The sequence below is a fragment of the Sulfitobacter sp. M13 genome, assembly GCF_053474885.1.
In genome coordinates, this window is the sequence record NZ_JBRKBN010000003.1 from 77,923 (window position 1) to 94,441 (window position 16,519).

The 16,519-nt window shown below is 59.0% G+C and carries 16 protein-coding genes; 5 read left to right on the forward strand and 11 right to left on the reverse strand.

The genetic code is table 11. From position 1 onward, the window contains the following. Nucleotides 1–102: 102 nt before the first annotated feature. Entirely contained in the window at nucleotides 103–1,920 is a 1,818-nt protein-coding gene (locus ACVBAU_RS16885) for a tetratricopeptide repeat protein (protein WP_448329192.1), read from the reverse strand. A gap of 117 nt (nucleotides 1,921–2,037) precedes the next feature. On the opposite strand from ACVBAU_RS16885, the gene ACVBAU_RS16890 reads away from it, so the two are divergent. From ACVBAU_RS16890 to ACVBAU_RS16910, 5 genes are all read left to right on the forward strand, one after another. Further along, nucleotides 2,038–2,769 carry a flagellar hook basal-body protein gene (locus tag ACVBAU_RS16890; RefSeq protein ID WP_448329194.1) on the forward strand — a complete coding sequence of 244 codons (732 nt, stop codon included), beginning with the start codon at nucleotides 2,038–2,040 and terminating at the stop codon, nucleotides 2,767–2,769. Nucleotides 2,770–2,790: 21 nt separating this feature from the next. Further along, a complete protein-coding gene (flgG, locus tag ACVBAU_RS16895) occupies nucleotides 2,791–3,576 on the forward strand; it encodes a flagellar basal-body rod protein FlgG (protein ID WP_093732868.1) in 786 nt (261 codons plus the stop codon). 12 nt (nucleotides 3,577–3,588) lie between these two features. Continuing rightward, on the forward strand, nucleotides 3,589–4,269 hold the full coding sequence (gene flgA, locus ACVBAU_RS16900; RefSeq protein ID WP_448329196.1) for a flagellar basal body P-ring formation chaperone FlgA: 681 nt from the start codon (nucleotides 3,589–3,591) through the stop codon (nucleotides 4,267–4,269). Beyond that, the gene (locus tag ACVBAU_RS16905) at nucleotides 4,266–5,003 is read left to right on the forward strand and encodes a flagellar basal body L-ring protein FlgH (RefSeq protein WP_448329198.1); all 738 of its coding nucleotides are present in this window, start codon (nucleotides 4,266–4,268) and stop codon (nucleotides 5,001–5,003) included. The genes flgA and ACVBAU_RS16905 overlap by 4 nt, the downstream gene beginning before the upstream one ends. A 62-nt stretch (nucleotides 5,004–5,065) precedes the next feature. Next, nucleotides 5,066–5,473 carry a flagellar biosynthesis protein FlgH gene (locus ACVBAU_RS16910; protein WP_448329200.1) on the forward strand — a complete coding sequence of 136 codons (408 nt, stop codon included), beginning with the start codon at nucleotides 5,066–5,068 and terminating at the stop codon, nucleotides 5,471–5,473. An 11-nt stretch (nucleotides 5,474–5,484) separates the two neighbouring features. Here the strand turns inward: ACVBAU_RS16910 and ACVBAU_RS16915 are convergent, their stop codons facing one another. From ACVBAU_RS16915 to ACVBAU_RS16960, 10 genes are all read right to left on the reverse strand, one after another. After that, a complete protein-coding gene (locus tag ACVBAU_RS16915; RefSeq protein ID WP_448329202.1) occupies nucleotides 5,485–6,156 on the reverse strand; it encodes a flagellar hook assembly protein FlgD in 672 nt (223 codons plus the stop codon). Between the two features lie 13 nt (nucleotides 6,157–6,169). Continuing rightward, nucleotides 6,170–7,606 (reverse strand): flagellar hook-length control protein FliK, encoded by a 1,437-nt coding sequence (locus ACVBAU_RS16920; protein WP_448329203.1) that lies wholly within the window; start codon nucleotides 7,604–7,606, stop codon nucleotides 6,170–6,172. Nucleotide 7,607: 1 nt separating this feature from the next. After that, a complete protein-coding gene (locus ACVBAU_RS16925; RefSeq protein WP_323804097.1) occupies nucleotides 7,608–8,279 on the reverse strand; it encodes a sigma-70 family RNA polymerase sigma factor in 672 nt (223 codons plus the stop codon). Between the two features lie 126 nt (nucleotides 8,280–8,405). Further along, complete coding sequence (locus ACVBAU_RS16930; RefSeq protein WP_448329205.1) at nucleotides 8,406–9,689, reverse strand: TRAP transporter large permease; 1,284 nt, start codon at nucleotides 9,687–9,689, stop codon at nucleotides 8,406–8,408. After that, nucleotides 9,682–10,203 (reverse strand): TRAP transporter small permease, encoded by a 522-nt coding sequence (locus ACVBAU_RS16935; protein WP_448329207.1) that lies wholly within the window; start codon nucleotides 10,201–10,203, stop codon nucleotides 9,682–9,684. Before ACVBAU_RS16935 ends, ACVBAU_RS16930 begins: the two co-directional genes overlap by 8 nt. A gap of 53 nt (nucleotides 10,204–10,256) precedes the next feature. Further along, the gene (locus tag ACVBAU_RS16940; RefSeq protein WP_323804100.1) at nucleotides 10,257–11,237 is read right to left on the reverse strand and encodes a TRAP transporter substrate-binding protein; all 981 of its coding nucleotides are present in this window, start codon (nucleotides 11,235–11,237) and stop codon (nucleotides 10,257–10,259) included. 88 nt (nucleotides 11,238–11,325) lie between these two features. Continuing rightward, nucleotides 11,326–12,207, reverse strand: coding sequence for an NAD(P)-dependent oxidoreductase (locus ACVBAU_RS16945; protein ID WP_448329210.1), 882 nt, complete (start codon nucleotides 12,205–12,207; stop codon nucleotides 11,326–11,328). Between the two features lie 32 nt (nucleotides 12,208–12,239). Beyond that, nucleotides 12,240–13,727: an aldehyde dehydrogenase family protein gene (locus tag ACVBAU_RS16950; protein ID WP_448329212.1), complete on the reverse strand. Its 1,488-nt coding sequence runs from the start codon at nucleotides 13,725–13,727 to the stop codon at nucleotides 12,240–12,242. Nucleotides 13,728–13,936: 209 nt separating this feature from the next. Beyond that, a complete protein-coding gene (locus ACVBAU_RS16955; RefSeq protein WP_448329214.1) occupies nucleotides 13,937–15,217 on the reverse strand; it encodes a surface lipoprotein assembly modifier in 1,281 nt (426 codons plus the stop codon). A 162-nt stretch (nucleotides 15,218–15,379) separates the two neighbouring features. After that, nucleotides 15,380–16,381, reverse strand: coding sequence for a transferrin-binding protein-like solute binding protein (locus ACVBAU_RS16960; RefSeq protein ID WP_448329216.1), 1,002 nt, complete (start codon nucleotides 16,379–16,381; stop codon nucleotides 15,380–15,382). Nucleotides 16,382–16,519: the final 138 nt, after the last annotated feature.

Below are 16,519 nucleotides of genomic sequence, written 5' to 3' on the forward strand. Positions count from 1 at the left end.
TCTTGCCTAATAGGACAAATAGACGAATTAGTTTAAAGAAGGTTAAATTTTTGCGTTTTATTTTTGCCTAACCTTGCAATTTCGACGCATCAGGATGCGAGTTCATGGAGATATCCCTGAATTGGCGATACTTTCAAAAGCGTTTTCCAGCTGCTCCAGCCGCTTTGCAGCGCTGTCTGCGCTTAGCGGGTCAACCCCGTCGCGTGTTTCTGAAATACTATTTGCGAGTGATATCAGATCTTTAGACGGCGTAAGGCTAGGAAAGGATCGGGTAACCTTCTCTAGCGTGCCCTGATCTTCGGACCGGTAGGCCGCAATCAGCAACCGTGTGGCATCCTGCAAGGAAAAAGCCTGGGGGTAGTCCCGCCAAAGCTGCGATAAAGCATCTGATGCCTGCGGCCAGCGCTCTTCTTCGGACAGCGCCAAGGCAACATCGCGCAGATGTTGTGCCGTCGGCGTGTTGACCGACGCTCTCAACAACGCGGGCTTATCCCCCAGTTTTGACAGGGCTTCTGCCAACAACGTCTGATGCGCCTGCGTCAGGTCTGGCGCGACGCTTGGGTCCATCACCTCGAGCGTCAGCCGGGCCTCAGCGAACTGACCGCCGCGCATCTGTGCCTGCGCAAGCTTCAGGTGCAGGCGGAAAATATCCGCTTCACGCGACGCACCCTGTTCTTCCTGCTTTTCTTGCAAGATGCGCACCGCACGGCGGTATTCCTTGGCAGCAAGGTCGGTTGACCCGAGCTTCAGCACATAGTCGCCCAACGTTTCGATCTGCGCCGTGAACCCTTCGGTGTACCGAAAATGTGGCAGCAGCCGTAGGTGTAGCGCCATCCACGCTGACAAGGGATATTGCCCCTCACCCCCCGCAGCATAGATGCGCGCCAACAATTCTTGTGCACGTGCCTCGATCGAGGCCGCCTCGGCTCGCTCGGGGAAGCGCAGCAATATTCGGCCAAGCGCCAGCACCGCTTCGGGATCATTGCCAAGCGCATGATAGACGCGCTCTTGGCGATACAACACTTCCAGCTCATAACGACCGCCGCGCCACGCCTCTGATCCGCTCTTTAGGGTCGATTGTGCGGCAAGCAACGCCCCCTTCCCGCCCTCGGCAAGCGCCATATCCGCCACCGCCATCCGCGCACGCACGGCATATTGGTCCCAGCCCTCGGCGGCCTCTAGATAGGTCCTAAGCGCCGTAGCGGCATCGCCCCGCTTTTGTGCCGCCCGTGCACGCAGGAATGTGCCGGACGAGGCACCCGCGAGATCCGGCATTTCATCCATCAAGCGCAGCGTCGCATCGACATATTCGCGCTTGTCCAACTCTATCGCCGCCTCTAGCAGAACCGGCAGCACCGCGCGTACAACCGATTCAGGCTGCGTGCTGAGCCCGCCAAAGCTGGCCTCGATATTGAGAGACAGCCGCCGCACATCCGATGTCGCGATAGCATCGAGGCTGGCCCAAAAGGCCCGATCCGGTCGACTACCCGCCAGCGGAGAGGTCGAAAAAGGTGGCGTCATAGCCGTCGGGGCTTCCCCCGCGAGCAGCCGCACCGCGTCCGATAGCGCCCGATGACGACGCGTGGGGCCGGGGGTGTCAGGAGTCATATCGGCCAGTATCGCCCCTGCCTCGTCCAGCAGCATATGTGACAGATACAGCTCTGCGATATCCAGCATCACGCCTACCTGGTCGGGGCCGCGCTGGCGGCCCAGCTTGTCGATGTTGTGCCGCATATCGGCGCGCAAGCCATCCGCAGACCAACGCCGCAAATCCACATCGCGCCGCCAGCTCCGCCCCGCATCTAAAATACTGTGGTCAAGAGTATCCACGACATCTGTCGGCGCCGCCACAAGGACACCCGCCGGAACAGCAAGAACCAGCGCCCCTTTCAGCACAGTAAGACAAATATATCGGCGCACAACTATCCTTGGTATGGTAATTACAGCTTGCCTTATCCTTGTATTCATGAAAATTTATATTTGCAATAACATGTACAATGCGGTTTTTGCTTTGCGTTAGCACCATCGGGGGATGAGATGACCAATATCAGTTACGTGTCGCTTTCTCAGGCAACCGCGCTGACGCGCAGCATGGATACTGCGGCGCATAACCTCGCCAACGCCACAACCTCGGGCTACAAGGCGATCCACCCTGTGACCCAATCTGTCCCAGATGGCAGCGGTCAAGACGCCATCAATTATGTGCGCGAAAGCGGGACCTACCTCGAACTCTCCGACGGCCCTCTCACGCAAACCGGCAACCCGATGGACATCGCTATTGCCGGTGAAGGCTGGTTCCAGTTTCAGATGCCCGGCGGCGAGACGGGCTATAGCCGCCACGGGCGCCTTGTGGTCGACGTGGACGGTCAGTTGAAAACCGCAGGCGGCATGCCCCTGCTAGGTGTCGGCGGCGGCCCCGTGGTCTTGCCCGATGACGTGGGTGACGAGGTGGTGATCACGACCAGCGGCACGGTCACTAACCCACAAGGTGCCGTACTGGGGGCGGTCAGCGTTGTGGCGATTAACCAAGCGGCGCAGATGCTGCCGATGGGCGCGGGCATGTATCAACTGCCCCCCAATGCAGGCCAGCCACAGCAGATGGAAAATCCGCAGGTCAAACAGGGCTTTGTCGAAGGCAGCAACGTGAACGCTGTCCTTGAAATGACCCGGCTTATCGACATCCAGCGGGCCTATGAAAACTCGGTCAAGCTGATGGGGTCTGACGATGATCTGACCCGCACAGCCATCCAGAAACTTGGGCGCGTATAACGCCCCCGAAAGGAGCATAAGATGAAAGCACTCGGGATCGCGGCCACAGGGATGTTGGCACAGCAAACCAACGTTGATGTCATCGCCAACAACATCGCCAACGCAAACACCACCGGTTTTAAAAGCGGTCGTGCGGCGTTTCAGGATCTGGTTTATCAAAGCTTTGCCAGCGCCGGTTCGTTGACCTCGGAAGAAGGCACTGCGCGGCCCGTAGGCACTGATATTGGCCTAGGTGTCCAAGCGGCAGGGGTGATCCGCCACAACATGCAAGGCGGGTTGATCCAGACGGAAAACCAAATGGACCTCGCCATCGAAGGGCGCGGCTATTTCACCGTTAACCGCCCCGACGGGACACAGGCATTCACCCGCGATGGGAATTTCCAGCTTAGCGCCGAAGGTCAATTGGTCACGCTAAACGGCTATGAGGTCGAACCCGCGATCATCGTACCAGAGCTGACCCGTCAGGTCGAGATCAACCAAGAAGGCGTGGTCATGGCGTATGTCGAAAACCAGCCTGAACCGGTGGAACTCGGTCAGTTGAACTTTGCGACTTTCCTGAACGAGGCCGGCCTGAAACCTGTCGGCGACAACTTGATGGAGCAGACAGCCGCATCCGGTGAGCCTGTGCAAAACGTCCCAGGCACCCCCGGCGTCGGCATCACGCGCCAAGGCTATCTTGAGCAGTCGAACGTTAATATTATCCAGCAAATCACCGATCTGATCTCGGCACAGCGCGCCTACGAGATGAACTCGAAAGCGATTGAAACCGCCGATCAGATCATGACCACAACCAACCAGATCAAGTAACGGGTTAGACCGATGAAACGTGTTGCCATTGCCCTGTTCGTCCTGTTCCAGCTTGCGACCTTTATGGTCCCGGGCCCTGCAGCCGCGCAATCCGTGTCGGTGACTGACCTGATCGAAGAACGTGCTGTGGGAGAACTGGGCGCAACTCTGCCCGCAAAAGCCAAGCTGGAAATCCGCATGGCCGAGGGGATGATCAAGGAAGGGAACTTTGTCCAAGAGTTCTGGATCGATCCTGACTCGGGCCAATTTATCGCGAATATCGTGACGGACAGCGGTCTGCCGCAGCGGGTCTGGGGCTTGGCGATGGTCACGCTGACCGTACCGGTCCCGAACCGCCGTATCGTGCCCGACGAAATCGTGCGCGCGCAAGATGTGTCGCTGGTCGAGATGCCCATGCAGCGGGTCGGGAGCTATGCGATCAACGAATATGAACAACTTGTCGGGCAGCAGGTCCGGCGCATGTTGGTGACCGGTCGCCCCGTGCCCCGCAATTCAGTCATGCCGCCCCGTATCATCAGCCGCGGCGAAAAAGTTAAGATCCGCTTGACCCATGGCGGGCTGCAACTGACCGCAAAAGGACGCGCCCTGGATGATGCCCACAAGGGGCAGGAACTACGCGTCGTCAACCTTTCCAGCAACAAGGCCCTGTCCACCATCGCGATGGCAGCAGGCGTCGTCGAGGTCGTACAATGACATCCCTTCGTTTTCCCGCCCGCTTGGGCTGCATCCTTGCGGCGTCGGCGCTTTTGCTTTCAGCCTGTGGTGACTTCAAGGAAACCCACAACCCGACGGTCAGCGATCTGACGCTCAGCCCGGAGCATATGGGCGAGGTCAACCGCATCAGCATTCCGATGCCCCTGCCCACGCCAGCCGACCAGCCCAAACGTGCGGATCAGGCCAGCCTCTGGAGCAAATCCACACCGCGTCTGTTTCAAGACCGCCGCGCGGGAGACGTCGGTGACCTTGTGACTGTCCTGATCGATATTGATGACCGTGCGCAGCTGCAAAACGCCACCGGGCGCAGCCGCTCGTCGTCGACAGGGGTTGATGACCCCGATATCCTGAACTTTGATACCTCCACTGAAAGCGGGAAACTGATCGGGCTTTCCAGCAGCTCATCAAGCGAAGGCGAAGGATCGATCCGCCGCAACGAAAGCATTCGTCTGCGCGTCGCAGCGCTTGTCATCCAGACCCTGCCAAACGGAAATTTCGTGATCGCAGGGCGCCAGGAGGTCAAGGTGAACAACGAACTGCGCGAGCTCCGCATCGCCGGTATCATCCGCCAGTCGGATATCAACGTCGGCAACACCATCGACTATGACAAGATCGCCGAAGCGCGGATCACTTATGGCGGACGCGGACAGATTTCGACGGTACAAACTGCACGCTACGGTCAGGACGCGCTTGAAGTGTTCCTGCCCTACTGACGCGGGCCGCGGCTGTGATTAAATACATCATCATAGCCGCATGCGTTATAGGCGCAGGGGCCATGGGCTATGTCGGCGAACGCTTTATGCGGCCGACGCCTTCGGCTCCCTCCGGTCAGGCGGTGACGCAAGAACTGATGTTCAAAATGCCTCTAGGCAAGTTCACCATGCAGATTATGCAAAGTCGCAAGGTCCTGCATCTGATGTTCGACATGGATGTCTTTGTCATGGGGGAAGTGTCTTTTCACGAGATCAACGGTGCCGTGGGGCGTGCCCGTTTGCGCGACGCCACCGTGTCAGCGATTGCCGAACTGGCCGAAACAGACCAAAGCCTTGCGCAACCGATCGCGGAAGAAACCCGCAAGGCGGAGCTTGCCGCGCAGATCGTACGCAAATTATACGTTAATTTTCCAGCGGTACGTACCGCGCGGCTGAACAGCTTTTACAGCAATATCAGCCTGCGCGACTAAAAGATCCGTAGTTAGCTGGCTGACTTCACGGTGATTGACGATGCCGTTTCACCGCCATCCAGACCAAAAATGATCTCTCCCTCGCGAAAGCGCACGTCTTCGACGCGGGCACTGCGGGACGGCTGGATCGAGATGTTGTTGCCCGCCGCGTCTTTCGCGGTCAGTACGACAGTATATTTCCCCGCCAATTGCGCATTGCCATAATCATCGAGACCGTCCCATTCGAGCGGGTTCGATGTGCCGGATACCGCGGGCAAGCCGGTCATCGTGCGCACATTCCGCCCCAGCGGGTCAAAGATCTTCGCTGTCACATTAGACGCACCGGCACCAACCTCATAGGTAGAGGCCGTCTTGCCATCCGCCAGCATCACCACGTCGGATTGTACCGTCACGTCGCGCCCCAAAAGTTCCGTACCGCCAAGGTTCAGCAAGCCGCTGATCTGGCTGGTCAGCGTCTCGAGCTGGGTGTTAGTCTGCACCGCTTGTTCGACCTGCGACAGTTGCGCCAACTGTGCCACGAACTGTGTGCTGTCGACCGGTTCAAGCGGATCCTGGTTCTGGATTTGCGCCGTCAGCAGGGTCAGGAATTTGGTATAGTCTTCCCCCAGCTGGCCCAGTGAATCCTGCGCCGAGCTCTGGCTCGTGCTGGTGACGTTGTTCAACAGTGTCTGGCTTGTAAGCATGGATCACACCCCCTTAGGTGAGAATATCAAGTTGTCCGTCATCCACCACATTTTTGTGCTGAACGCCAGCGGGCAAAGTGCCCGCTCCGTCGTCATTTCCCCCGCCAAGCGGCACATGGGGCTGTAGTTGGTCGCGTGTACGATCCTCCGAGAAACCTTGCTGGAATTCAAAGCTACCCGCATCGGTGAACCCGAGGCCCTGCGCCAGCAGTTGCCGTTCATCGCGCAGCGTTTGCAGCACGGCGGGGTTTTCAACGCGCACGACGACGCGGGTGCCATGTTCCTTGTCCGTCACGACATCGATCTCGATCTGCCCCAAACCGCGCGGATGCAGGCTGACCGACGTGCGTCCCTCTTTTGCCTCAACGGACTTCACCTGCGAGATCAGCGCATCGGCAAAGGGTTTTGGGGCGGGCTTGCTTTGCATTTCAGGGCTTGGCGCGGCCGCTTTCAGGTCGCTCGCCTGATCGGCCAAGACCAACGGGTTACTTTCGACCGGTTGCGCCGGCAACACATCCGCGGGGCGCAGCTTTGCAGTCAGATCAAGCGCGGGTTTGCCCTGCGCGGCGGCGTTGTTGAGGAAGGTTGGCTGCTCTGCCCCAAAAGTCGCCTGCCGTAGCGGCGCAACGGGGGTATCGGTATCAACAGGGCTATCCTGAGCAACGGCCCCTTCGATCACGGGGGCCACAGTCTGCGAGGGTGTACGCTGAGCCGCGGTTACTTTGTCACTAAACTGCGGTTTAGGGACAGCTTGGATACCAGGGGCCGCTTGTGTCTGCGCAACGGTTTGAACTTCCGCGACAGCAACGACAGGTTGTTGAGTTGCTGCCGTCGCTGAAGTCGCAGCTTGCACGACGACCGGTGTCTGGATCGCGGGCGCAGCGACGTCACCATCAGCCATGGGCACAACCGCAGCAGCCGTTGACACGACCGACGGTGCGCTTGCCGTCTGTGCTGAGGCCGTCACCCCTGCCTGCGTCAAACCTACCCCGAGCGGATCAGCGGCAGGTGCCACAACTGTCGGTGCCAACGAAATAACATGCCCATTATCGCCGGTGCCATTGGCCTGCATCGAAACCTGAAGTGCCGCCACGACCGGCCCGCCAGTAGCCATTCCCGATGCCAATGACATCACAGGCACCGTCGTCTGCGGTGCATTCATCAAGCCAGCAAAAGGCGGCTCCATCGACAGGGCCGTAGGATCGCCCCCTTCCATCGCAGTCATCCCGACATCTATCGCATCTGCAGTGCCTTCAGCAGTGGCACTCTCGCCCGTCAGCAAAACAGCCTCACCCTCCGCTGCCACGGTGAACGGTGCTACAACGACCCCCGCCTCGCCCGTGGGCACCTCCCCCATCAATGCGGCAAATCCTTCGGGCACAGCGGCATCGCCCTTGCCCGGTTTCACACCCGACTGTCCCGTCATCAAGGCTGAGAGAGCGACATTCATATCAATGCATCTTGCTGGTCAGAACGCCACGTGCAGCGAGTTCGTATTTCAACCGTGTCATCGCGCGGCGTTCAATCTGGCGCAGCTTGGCCGGCGTGACCTCCATCCGGGTCGCTAAATCTTGGATGCTCTCTGGTGGCTGCCGAAGCGTACGCGCTTGCAGCACCTCGCGGTCCATCGCTGGCAGCAAGGCCATCGCTTCAAACAGACGGGCGCGGATCAAACTTTGCGACGATTGCGCGATCACCGCTTCTTCGGGGTTGGGGTCTTCGGAAGCAAGTAGCGCAAAGCTTTCGTCGTCATCAATCGAATGCTGCACAGTGCGTTGCACGCCCGCCGGTGTCTCAACGATTGTACGCAAGTGATTGCGCGCCGTCATTGTCGCGTTCTTGACCCACCATTTCGCATAGGTCGAAAAGCGCACATCACGGTCCAAATCAAACAGATCGGCGGCGTGGATCAGACCCAATATACCCTCTGAAATCAGGTCTTCGCGTTCGGCTTGATTATCGCTGAGCTTCCTTGCCCAGTAGAACACGATACGCGCATGAGAAAGCACCAAGGATTCAAGTGCGAACTTATCTTTGCTGTCCTGCCAATCCTTTAGCAGGACACGTTCATCTTCCAACGCCAACATCGGCGCATTGCGCGCTGCTGCATAAGTTATTGTCATTGCCTGCCCAACTTTTTCCCCAACATGACCACAGTTCACGAATCTGGGAAAGTTTATTATGCTTAAGGCAGGGTTAAATTGGCATTTATCCTTGGCAAACAGGCCGATAACAAAGGACAGTTGCCCTTAGAAACCACTGAGCGTTGGCAACCACGTGGACAGCGCAGGGATAAAGGTGATCAGCAGCAGCGCGACCATCAAAGCGATAAAAAACGGCGGCATCTCTTTGATCAGGGCAGAGGGTTTGATGTTCACTGCCGACGAGACCACGAAAATCAGACTCCCCACTGGCGGGGTGGTCAGGCCAAGGGTCAGGTTGACGATCACGATAATCGCGAAATGATCCGGATCAATCCCAAGGGCAAAGCTGATCGGTGCAAGGATCGGCACAAGGATCATCACCCCGGGCAGCGGGTCCATGAACAGACCAAACACCAGCAGCAGCGCATTCACCGCAAGCAGAAAGACAATCGGCGACAGGTCCCATGCGATGATGGTTTCCGCCAGAAACTGCGGCACGCCTTCGATAATGAGTATCCACGCGAAAGCCCGCGCCGCACCAAGGATCAATAACACTGCCCCCGATACCAACGCCGCCCGCAAGATAATCGCAGGCAGGTCCGCGACATGCAGCGACCGATAGATGAACATACCGACGAACAGCGCATAAAACACCGCGATCACGGAGGCCTCGGTCGGGGTGAACACGCCAAAGCGGATACCGCCGACGATCAGCACCACGAGCATCAACGCGGGCAGCGCGTAGAGGGCGATCCGCGCGATTTCCGCGATGGGTGGCATCGGCGCACCACTGGCATAGCCGCGTTTGTGGCTGACCCGCGCATTGGCGACCAGCACCGCTAGGGTGATCAGAACACCCGGCAGCACGCCCGCCATGAACAACGATCCGACGGACACCTGCTGGTCCTGCATCGCGTAAATAATCATTGTGATCGACGGCGGGATAATCGGCCCCACGACCGAGCTTGAGATGGTCAACGCCCCCGCATAGGCGCGGCCATAGCCGCCCTTTTCCATCATCCGGATCATCATCGTTCCCGGCCCGGCCGCATCGGCAAGCGCGGAGCCCGAAATCCCCGCGAACATGGCAGAGCTGACCACATTCGCATGCCCCAGCCCGCCCTTCAGATGCCCTACCAGCGATTGGGCCAGCCGCAACATCGCGAGGGTCACCGCCCCGCCGGTCATGATTTCAGCCGCGAGGATAAAGAACGGCACCGCCAGCAACGGAAAGCTATCGAGGCCCGAGAACATCTCTTTCACGACCACCAGATTTGGGTAGGACGACCCAAAGCTCAGCGCGACAAACACCGAAATCGCCATGGCGAAGGCCACCGGCAAGCCAAGTGCGAGCAGCACGAACAGCGCAGGAAAAAGGATCTCAGCCATTTGCGCCTCCGGGCAGAGGATCGGCGGTGTCACCATCCATACGTTTGTAATCCCCCGCCATAATGAAAGGGCGGACAATCAGCAGCAGATGCACGATCAACAGGGCAAACCCGACCGGCATCGCAGCGTAGACATAAAGAAAAGGTATCCGCAGCGCAGGGGTCACCTGATACTGCATACGCTGCGCGTACTGGATGCCGACATAAACCATAAAACCGAAAAAGACCAAAAGCCCCAGAGCGATCGCCGCCCGCAGCAGCTTTTGCCCGATGTCAGGTAGCGCCTCCTGCAGATTGGTGATTGCCACATGCCCGCCCGTGCGCAGCACAAGACCGGCACCGGAAAAGGTCATCCAGATCATCAGATAGCGCGCCGCCTCGTCCGCCCATGGCAGCGAATGCGCGGTCACATAGCGCAGCGTGATATTGGCACCGACGACCAGCGTCATTGCAGAGAGCATGAGGATCAGCGCCCAACCGTTCAACGCCACGAAAATGGTTTCCAGTTTCTTCACGGCTTCCCCTCGCCCGATGTCGCCGGCACCCTTTGGATGCCGGCGGTTTTGTCTCACTCGAAGTTTACGATCGAGTCGACCAGCTCTTGGCTGTAGGTCTCATAGTAGCCTTCATATGCCGATTTGATCGACGCCTGAAACGCTGCTTTCTCTTCGGCGGACAGAACGTTCACTTCCATCCCGCGCTCTTTCAGCGTTTCCACGCCCGACGTTTCCACATCGTCAACATAACCCCGCATCGCGGCAGCAGCTTCGGTCGCGGCTTTTTCCATCGCGGCTTTCTGATCGTCGTCCAGCCCCTCCCAGAACGGTTTGGACACCAGCAGCATTGCGGGCGAATAGACGTGACCCGACACGGTCAGATACTTCTGCACTTCGTTCAGCTTGACCGACACGATCACTGACAGCGGGTTTTCCTGCCCGTCAATCACACCTTGCTGCAACGAGGAAATCACCTCGGGCCATGCCATCGGCGTGGGGGCAGCACCCATGGCGTCAAACGCCGCGAGGTGCACGGGGTTTTCCATCGTGCGGATCTTTAGCCCTTCGACATCGGCGGGCGTGTGGATCGCATTGCGGTTGTTGGTGATGTGGCGAAAGCCTTGTTCGCCCCACGCCAGACCGTGCAAACCAACATTGTCGAACTCGCCCAAAATCTCTTGGCCGATGGGTCCGTCCAGCACCGCGCGGGCGTGGTCCAGACCGCTGAACAGAAACGGAATGTCAAAGACCCCGGTGGACGGCACGAAGTTTGCCAATGTGCCCGAGGATACGATCGTCGCCTCGATGGTGCCCAGTTGCAGCCCCTCGATCACTTCGCGTTCGCCACCCAGACCCGACGACGGGAAGTGTTTGAACGTGAACTGGTCGCCGGTCTCTGCCAGCACGACTTCTTCGAACTTCTGCGCCGCGACGCCGTAGTGGCTGTCAGGTGCCAGTGCGTAGCCGATCTTGATCTCGGTTTGCGCAGCAGCAGGACCAGCCAAAGCGACAAACGCGCTTGCAGCCGCAAAATGTGTCAGATTGAATTTCATGGTAACCTCCCAGTAACCTTGTGGATGTGCTATCTAAACCCACCAAAGCTGACAAGATGCAGCCTCGGTGGTACCGCGCAATGCTGCATTAGCCTTGCGGGGATTTCCTGAACAACTTTACCAGCTCGGGCACATAGGCCTGACCATGCCCCGCCTCGACCGTTCGGGCGAGCGCAGCAGAGACGTTATCGGCGACGGTCTGCTGCGCGCCCGATGCGGTCGACATGGCGCGGTAATAGTCGATGTCTTTTTGTGCATTGCTGACGAAAAAGGGCAGCCCTTCGCGGTCGCCTTGCGTGATGTAGGGGGCCAGACGCTCAAGCGCGACACTCGCCCCGCCCCCGCCAGCCAGAACGTCCACAAACACCTGCGGATCGATCTGCGCATCGGCTGCCTGTGCCGCGGCTTCGGCCAGCAGGGTCATGAACCCCACCGACACATAGTTATGCAGCAGCTTCAGCCGGTGCCCGTGGCCAAGCGCGCCAACGTGGTCGACCGTGTCGGTAAAGCTCGCTAATACAGGTCGGACTTTTTCCAGTACAGCGGCATCGCCACCCACCAACAAGTTCAGCGCGCCGTCATGGGCGTGTTTCGCCGTACGTGTCATCGGCGCATCAAGATAGGCGCCGCCCGCGTCCTTTACGGCGGCCCCCATACGCAGAGTGCTGTCGGGCAGTGCGGTCGAACAATCGACGACCACCGCACCGGGCTTCAGCCCCGAAACCAGCCCGTCTGTGCCGGTCACAATCGCCTCGACCTGAGGCGATCCTGTGACGCAAAGAATAATCACATCGCACGCCGCCGCCAGCGCGGCAGGGGTGTCATAGGCGACCGCGCCCAGGCCGGTGATCTCATCCACCGGCTGGTTGCCCGGATGATCCAGAAAGCCCAGATCGAACTTGCCCTTGCGCAAGACGTTCCGCGCAATCCCGTGGCCCATCAGACCAACACCGATAATACCAACTTTCATCGTTCCCCTCCCCCTTCGACTTTACGCGCAGCTTAGTCCGCGTTGATCCAGATCGCTTTAGTGTCCAGATATTCTTCCAGATGCTCGGTCCCGCCTTCGCGGCCATAACCCGACATCTTCACCCCGCCAAACGGCACCGCCGGATCAATCGCGTGGTACATATTCACCCAGACAGAGCCTGCCTTGAGCCGATGCGCCAGCTTGTGCGCCGTGCCCAGATTGGTCGAAAACACACCCGCAGCCAGCCCATAAGGCGTGTCATTGGCGCGGGTGACGACCTCGTCCAGATCATCAAACGGAAGCGCAGAAATCACGGGGCCGAAAATCTCTTCGCGGGCGATGCGCATGTCGTCGGTGACGCCGCTAAAAACGGTGGGCTGGATGTAATGCCCGCCTTTCAGCGCAGCTCCTTCGGCGCGTTGCCCGCCGGTCAGGACAGTTGCGCCTTCACCCGGACCATCCGACAAAAAGCCCGCAATCCGGTCGGCCTGACGGGCCGAGATGATGGGCCCTATGTCAGTCCCCTCGTCAATCCCTTGCCCGATCTTCAGTCCCGCGGCAAACTCTGCCACACGGCGGGTAAATTCATCATGGATTTCGCGCGCCACAAACAGCCGCGATCCGGCGATGCAAATCTGACCCGAGTTTGCAAAGACAGACATCGCGGCCACGGGCACCGCCTTGTCGATATCCGCGTCCTTGCACACGATAACGGGTGATTTCCCCCCCAGCTCGAGCGAAACCCGTTTCAATGTACCCGTCGCCGCGCGGGCAATCGCCTGACCGGTGGCCGTTGAACCGGTGAACACGATCTTGTCCACATCCGCATGCGCCGCCAGCGCCGCACCGGCGTCGGCCCCCAGTCCGGTCACCACATTCAGCACCCCGTCGGGCAGCCCCGCTTCTTGCATCAACCGTGCGATCATCAGCACAGTCAGCGACGCTTCCTCGGAGGGTTTCAGCACCACGGTGCAGCCGGTCGCAAGCGCGGGCGCGATCTTCCAGACGGAACCGGCGATTGGCGCATTCCACGGAATGATCGCCCCCACCACGCCCACGGGTTCACGCACAGTGGATGAATAAATCTCGCCGGGGAAGGAGTTCGGGATCGTCTGGCCGTGGATCATCACCGCCTGCCCCGCATAAAACCGCAGCATCCCCAACACGCGACGGCTGTTGGCCAGCGTCCGCTGGATCGGCATCCCCATATCGAGCGTATCGGACAGGCACAGGCTTTCCCACTCGGCCTCGAACTTGTCGGCAATACGCAGCAAAAGCGCCTGTCGCTCAAACGGGGTAAACTTGGACCAAGGCCCCTCGAACGCTGCACGGGCAGCTTTCACCGCTGCATCTATATCCGCGGTGCCACCCTGTGGCACGGTCGCCAACAAAGACCCGTTTGCCGGATTGCATGCGTCCATCTCTGCGCCCGATTGGGCCGGGCACCATTTGCCATTGATGAACATGGGGCGAAAGCTGCCATCATAAAGGCCGCTCGCCAAAGCGCTCCAGTCTTTCATACGTGTCTCCCTTGCTTTGCAGAACACCGTGATACGGCGTCTTTCTGCACCTCGGATCGACGCCCCGCAAGGTAAGGTAGGCGAATTAATTCAATTTTTTGAAAGTTTTACGTGGATCTCTTTTCCGAATGTCCTGCAAACCTGTGTTTTGTCAGGTTAAACGGGGCACACAGTAGGCGGTTGCAGGAAGGGCCCACCGCCCCCCCCTCTCAGAACTTCATCGATAGGCTCGCCCCGATGTCGTGGCTGTCATAATCGAACAAGGCCACATTCGATTTCGCCCGCGTATAGGTATAGGTGATCCGCGGCACGTATTTCCCGATCTGCAACTTGTTGTGCTGCATGGTAAAGGTGATGCTGGTGGTGTCATCCTCGCGTGGGGTCACCGTACCGGGGAAAATGCCGTCGTATTTGTCGTGTTCAAACGCAAGAACCACACCGGTAGACAGGCCCGATTTCCACTGCTTATCGACGCCCACCGAGACGCCGGTTTCACGGTGATCAAGATGCGCGCGCTGCGTCGTTTCGCGCAGGTGCGACACGCCAAACGACAGCCCCAGCGTCGGCGTCACCCGATGCTGATACGACGCCGACGCCCGCATCCGGTGCCCGTCGCGAAACGGGCTTTGGTCATAGGTCTGACGATCGAACCGCAGCGCCCCCGACACCACATCACGCGGACGCAGCTGATAGGCTCCTCGCACCTCTGCCCCCCAGCGGCGGCGCACGATGTCAGAATCCGAAAAGCTCAGCTCTGTGATCGGGCCGAACGAAAACCGCCCCCGCTGCCCGCCACGAATAATGTCGAAACGGGCGATGGCGGTGGTTTCGGTGTTCAACGCTGAATCGTAGAACTTGGCATCCAGACTGGCGGAGCCGACGCCCGACCACTTCTCGTTCCACTGCCAGCGCCGCCATGCGGTGCCGCCGATCGACAGCCCCACACCCGAAGACGCCCGCGAACTGGGGTTCAACGTGAACGGCACCCCGCCAACCAAGATCTCCTGCTCGGCACTGCCGCGTGTCTGGTTCGACGATGGCAGCAACGCAAACCGCAGCGCAAAGCCGCTGGGTTTGCGCGAGGTGTTGTTCAAGATGTAGGTCTGCAACCCGGCCCGCAGCTGTTCGTCGGCGGTTTCCGCCACCAGCCGCTCTGCGTGATAACGCGCGGCGGTCACATCGCCACGATGGGCCAGCAGCAAGGTCAGCTCCCGTCGGGCCGGTTCATAGGCGGGCGCGATGCGCACCAGATCGCGGAACAACTCAATCGCCGCCGCAGGCTGGTTTTTCCGCAGCAAAATCTGCCCTTCCAGATAGGCCTGATGCAACGGCCCGTTGGGGTCATTCGCCACCAGCTTGGCCAGACTAGACCGCGCCGCGTCATACTCCCCCTGTTTCAGATAGTCTTGCGGTGTCGCGGCCTGCGCCGATCCAGGCGATTGCCACACTAACAGAACGCCCATCAGGGCGGCATAAAATAGATGTTTCATGGTTTAACCCTCAAGCAGTTAAATCGGCGTGAACCCTGATCTCTTCCCTGCGTCTCCCACATGAAATAATGGGGAGACGCAGGCATGGCTTGAGGTCATGCCCACGCCCAGAGAAGCGGCACCCTTAATTTGATCCCGCATCTCTATCCCGTTGTACCGACGTTATTGTTTGTCGGCGGTGAAGAAGCCGCTACCGTTCATGCTTTCAGCCCCGTCGGTTAGGCCCAGTTTCAGAATGCCAGCAACTTCGTCAGCATCCGGCCCATAGAACGCGCCGGAATAGGTCCCTGATCCGCTGTCGACTTCCAGCTCGTTGATGAAGGTCTGGTCAGCGGTCAGCGTCCCGGCAAAGCCGTTATTATCAAAGCTGGTCTTGTTCATCTTGACCGTTCCGCCAATGGCATCAAGTACATCGCTTCCGGGGTCTTGGACCGTTGTATTGCCGATGGTCCCCCAGACTTCGCCCGCACCGAAATCGGCCGTCATCGCCACCTCACTGCGCACTTTGTATCGGCTTTCAGAGTTCGATTTGAAACCGGAATTCGGGATCACATCCACCCGTGATCGACCCGAATAGACCGCCTTGGGCAAGGTCTTCAGATCCGCGTCCGCGGTCTCGGTGCCGATGACCGCAAAAGCGTTTTCATGCAATCCGGGGTTATCGGGATCGTTGAGGTCACGCTGGATTCCCACCACCTGCGAATAGCCATTGCCAGCGGTCAGAAAGTTCGCAATCGGGTCCGTGTAGCTGTAGACACCGATATAACCGGCATCCCCGTCCACTTCATATCCATCGCCTTCGGCCGTTATATCGCTTGGCTTAAAGGCTTTCTCTACGCCGTTGATGGTCACCGTCAGCGCGCCCGCATCATTGCGTCTGATAGACGCCGTTCCCCCGGATTTCAGGCTGGTTTTGCCAGTTTCTTGGTTCAGGCTTTTCAGGCTCACCCCGACGGCACGCGCGGTCAGCGTCTTGCCTGCTGCGATGGCACCGCCAGCATCGACCGTATTGCCGTCTTTATCTGTGGCAAAGGTCCGTTTGGCCTGCGCCTCTTTCGTTATGTCGGTGACGTCGAAGACCTTGTCGATCCCTTTCGACGATCCGCAGGCCGCGACGCTTAGCGCCAATGCCGTTGTGGTCATCAGTTTCATATAAAGTTTCATCTTAATGCCCTTTCTAAATAGCCCCAAGCGGGCGGGTACCTGCCAAAAAATCGCGGCAGGTTAAGAAAGGTTAAGATTGGACCGTGAATGTACCGTAATTTTCGAACACCCCTTCCGTGAAAAAATCGTGAAAAAACG

What these genes read in the sequence shown, in the direction of transcription:
- ACVBAU_RS16890 (WP_448329194.1), top strand. Translation starts at nt 2,038, where the DNA reads ATGACCAATATCAGTTACGTGTCGCTTTCTCAGGCAACCGCGCTGACG.
- flgG (WP_093732868.1), top strand. Translation starts at nt 2,791, where the DNA reads ATGAAAGCACTCGGGATCGCGGCCACAGGGATGTTGGCACAGCAAACC.
- flgA (WP_448329196.1), top strand. Translation starts at nt 3,589, where the DNA reads ATGAAACGTGTTGCCATTGCCCTGTTCGTCCTGTTCCAGCTTGCGACC.
- ACVBAU_RS16905 (WP_448329198.1), top strand. Translation starts at nt 4,266, where the DNA reads ATGACATCCCTTCGTTTTCCCGCCCGCTTGGGCTGCATCCTTGCGGCG.
- ACVBAU_RS16910 (WP_448329200.1), top strand. Translation starts at nt 5,066, where the DNA reads ATGGGCTATGTCGGCGAACGCTTTATGCGGCCGACGCCTTCGGCTCCC.
- ACVBAU_RS16915 (WP_448329202.1), bottom strand. Translation starts at nt 6,156, where the DNA reads ATGCTTACAAGCCAGACACTGTTGAACAACGTCACCAGCACGAGCCAG.
- ACVBAU_RS16920 (WP_448329203.1), bottom strand. Translation starts at nt 7,606, where the DNA reads ATGAATGTCGCTCTCTCAGCCTTGATGACGGGACAGTCGGGTGTGAAA.
- ACVBAU_RS16925 (WP_323804097.1), bottom strand. Translation starts at nt 8,279, where the DNA reads ATGACAATAACTTATGCAGCAGCGCGCAATGCGCCGATGTTGGCGTTG.
- ACVBAU_RS16930 (WP_448329205.1), bottom strand. Translation starts at nt 9,689, where the DNA reads ATGGCTGAGATCCTTTTTCCTGCGCTGTTCGTGCTGCTCGCACTTGGC.
- ACVBAU_RS16940 (WP_323804100.1), bottom strand. Translation starts at nt 11,237, where the DNA reads ATGAAATTCAATCTGACACATTTTGCGGCTGCAAGCGCGTTTGTCGCT.
- ACVBAU_RS16945 (WP_448329210.1), bottom strand. Translation starts at nt 12,207, where the DNA reads ATGAAAGTTGGTATTATCGGTGTTGGTCTGATGGGCCACGGGATTGCG.
- ACVBAU_RS16950 (WP_448329212.1), bottom strand. Translation starts at nt 13,727, where the DNA reads ATGAAAGACTGGAGCGCTTTGGCGAGCGGCCTTTATGATGGCAGCTTT.
- ACVBAU_RS16955 (WP_448329214.1), bottom strand. Translation starts at nt 15,217, where the DNA reads ATGAAACATCTATTTTATGCCGCCCTGATGGGCGTTCTGTTAGTGTGG.
- ACVBAU_RS16960 (WP_448329216.1), bottom strand. Translation starts at nt 16,381, where the DNA reads ATGAAACTTTATATGAAACTGATGACCACAACGGCATTGGCGCTAAGC.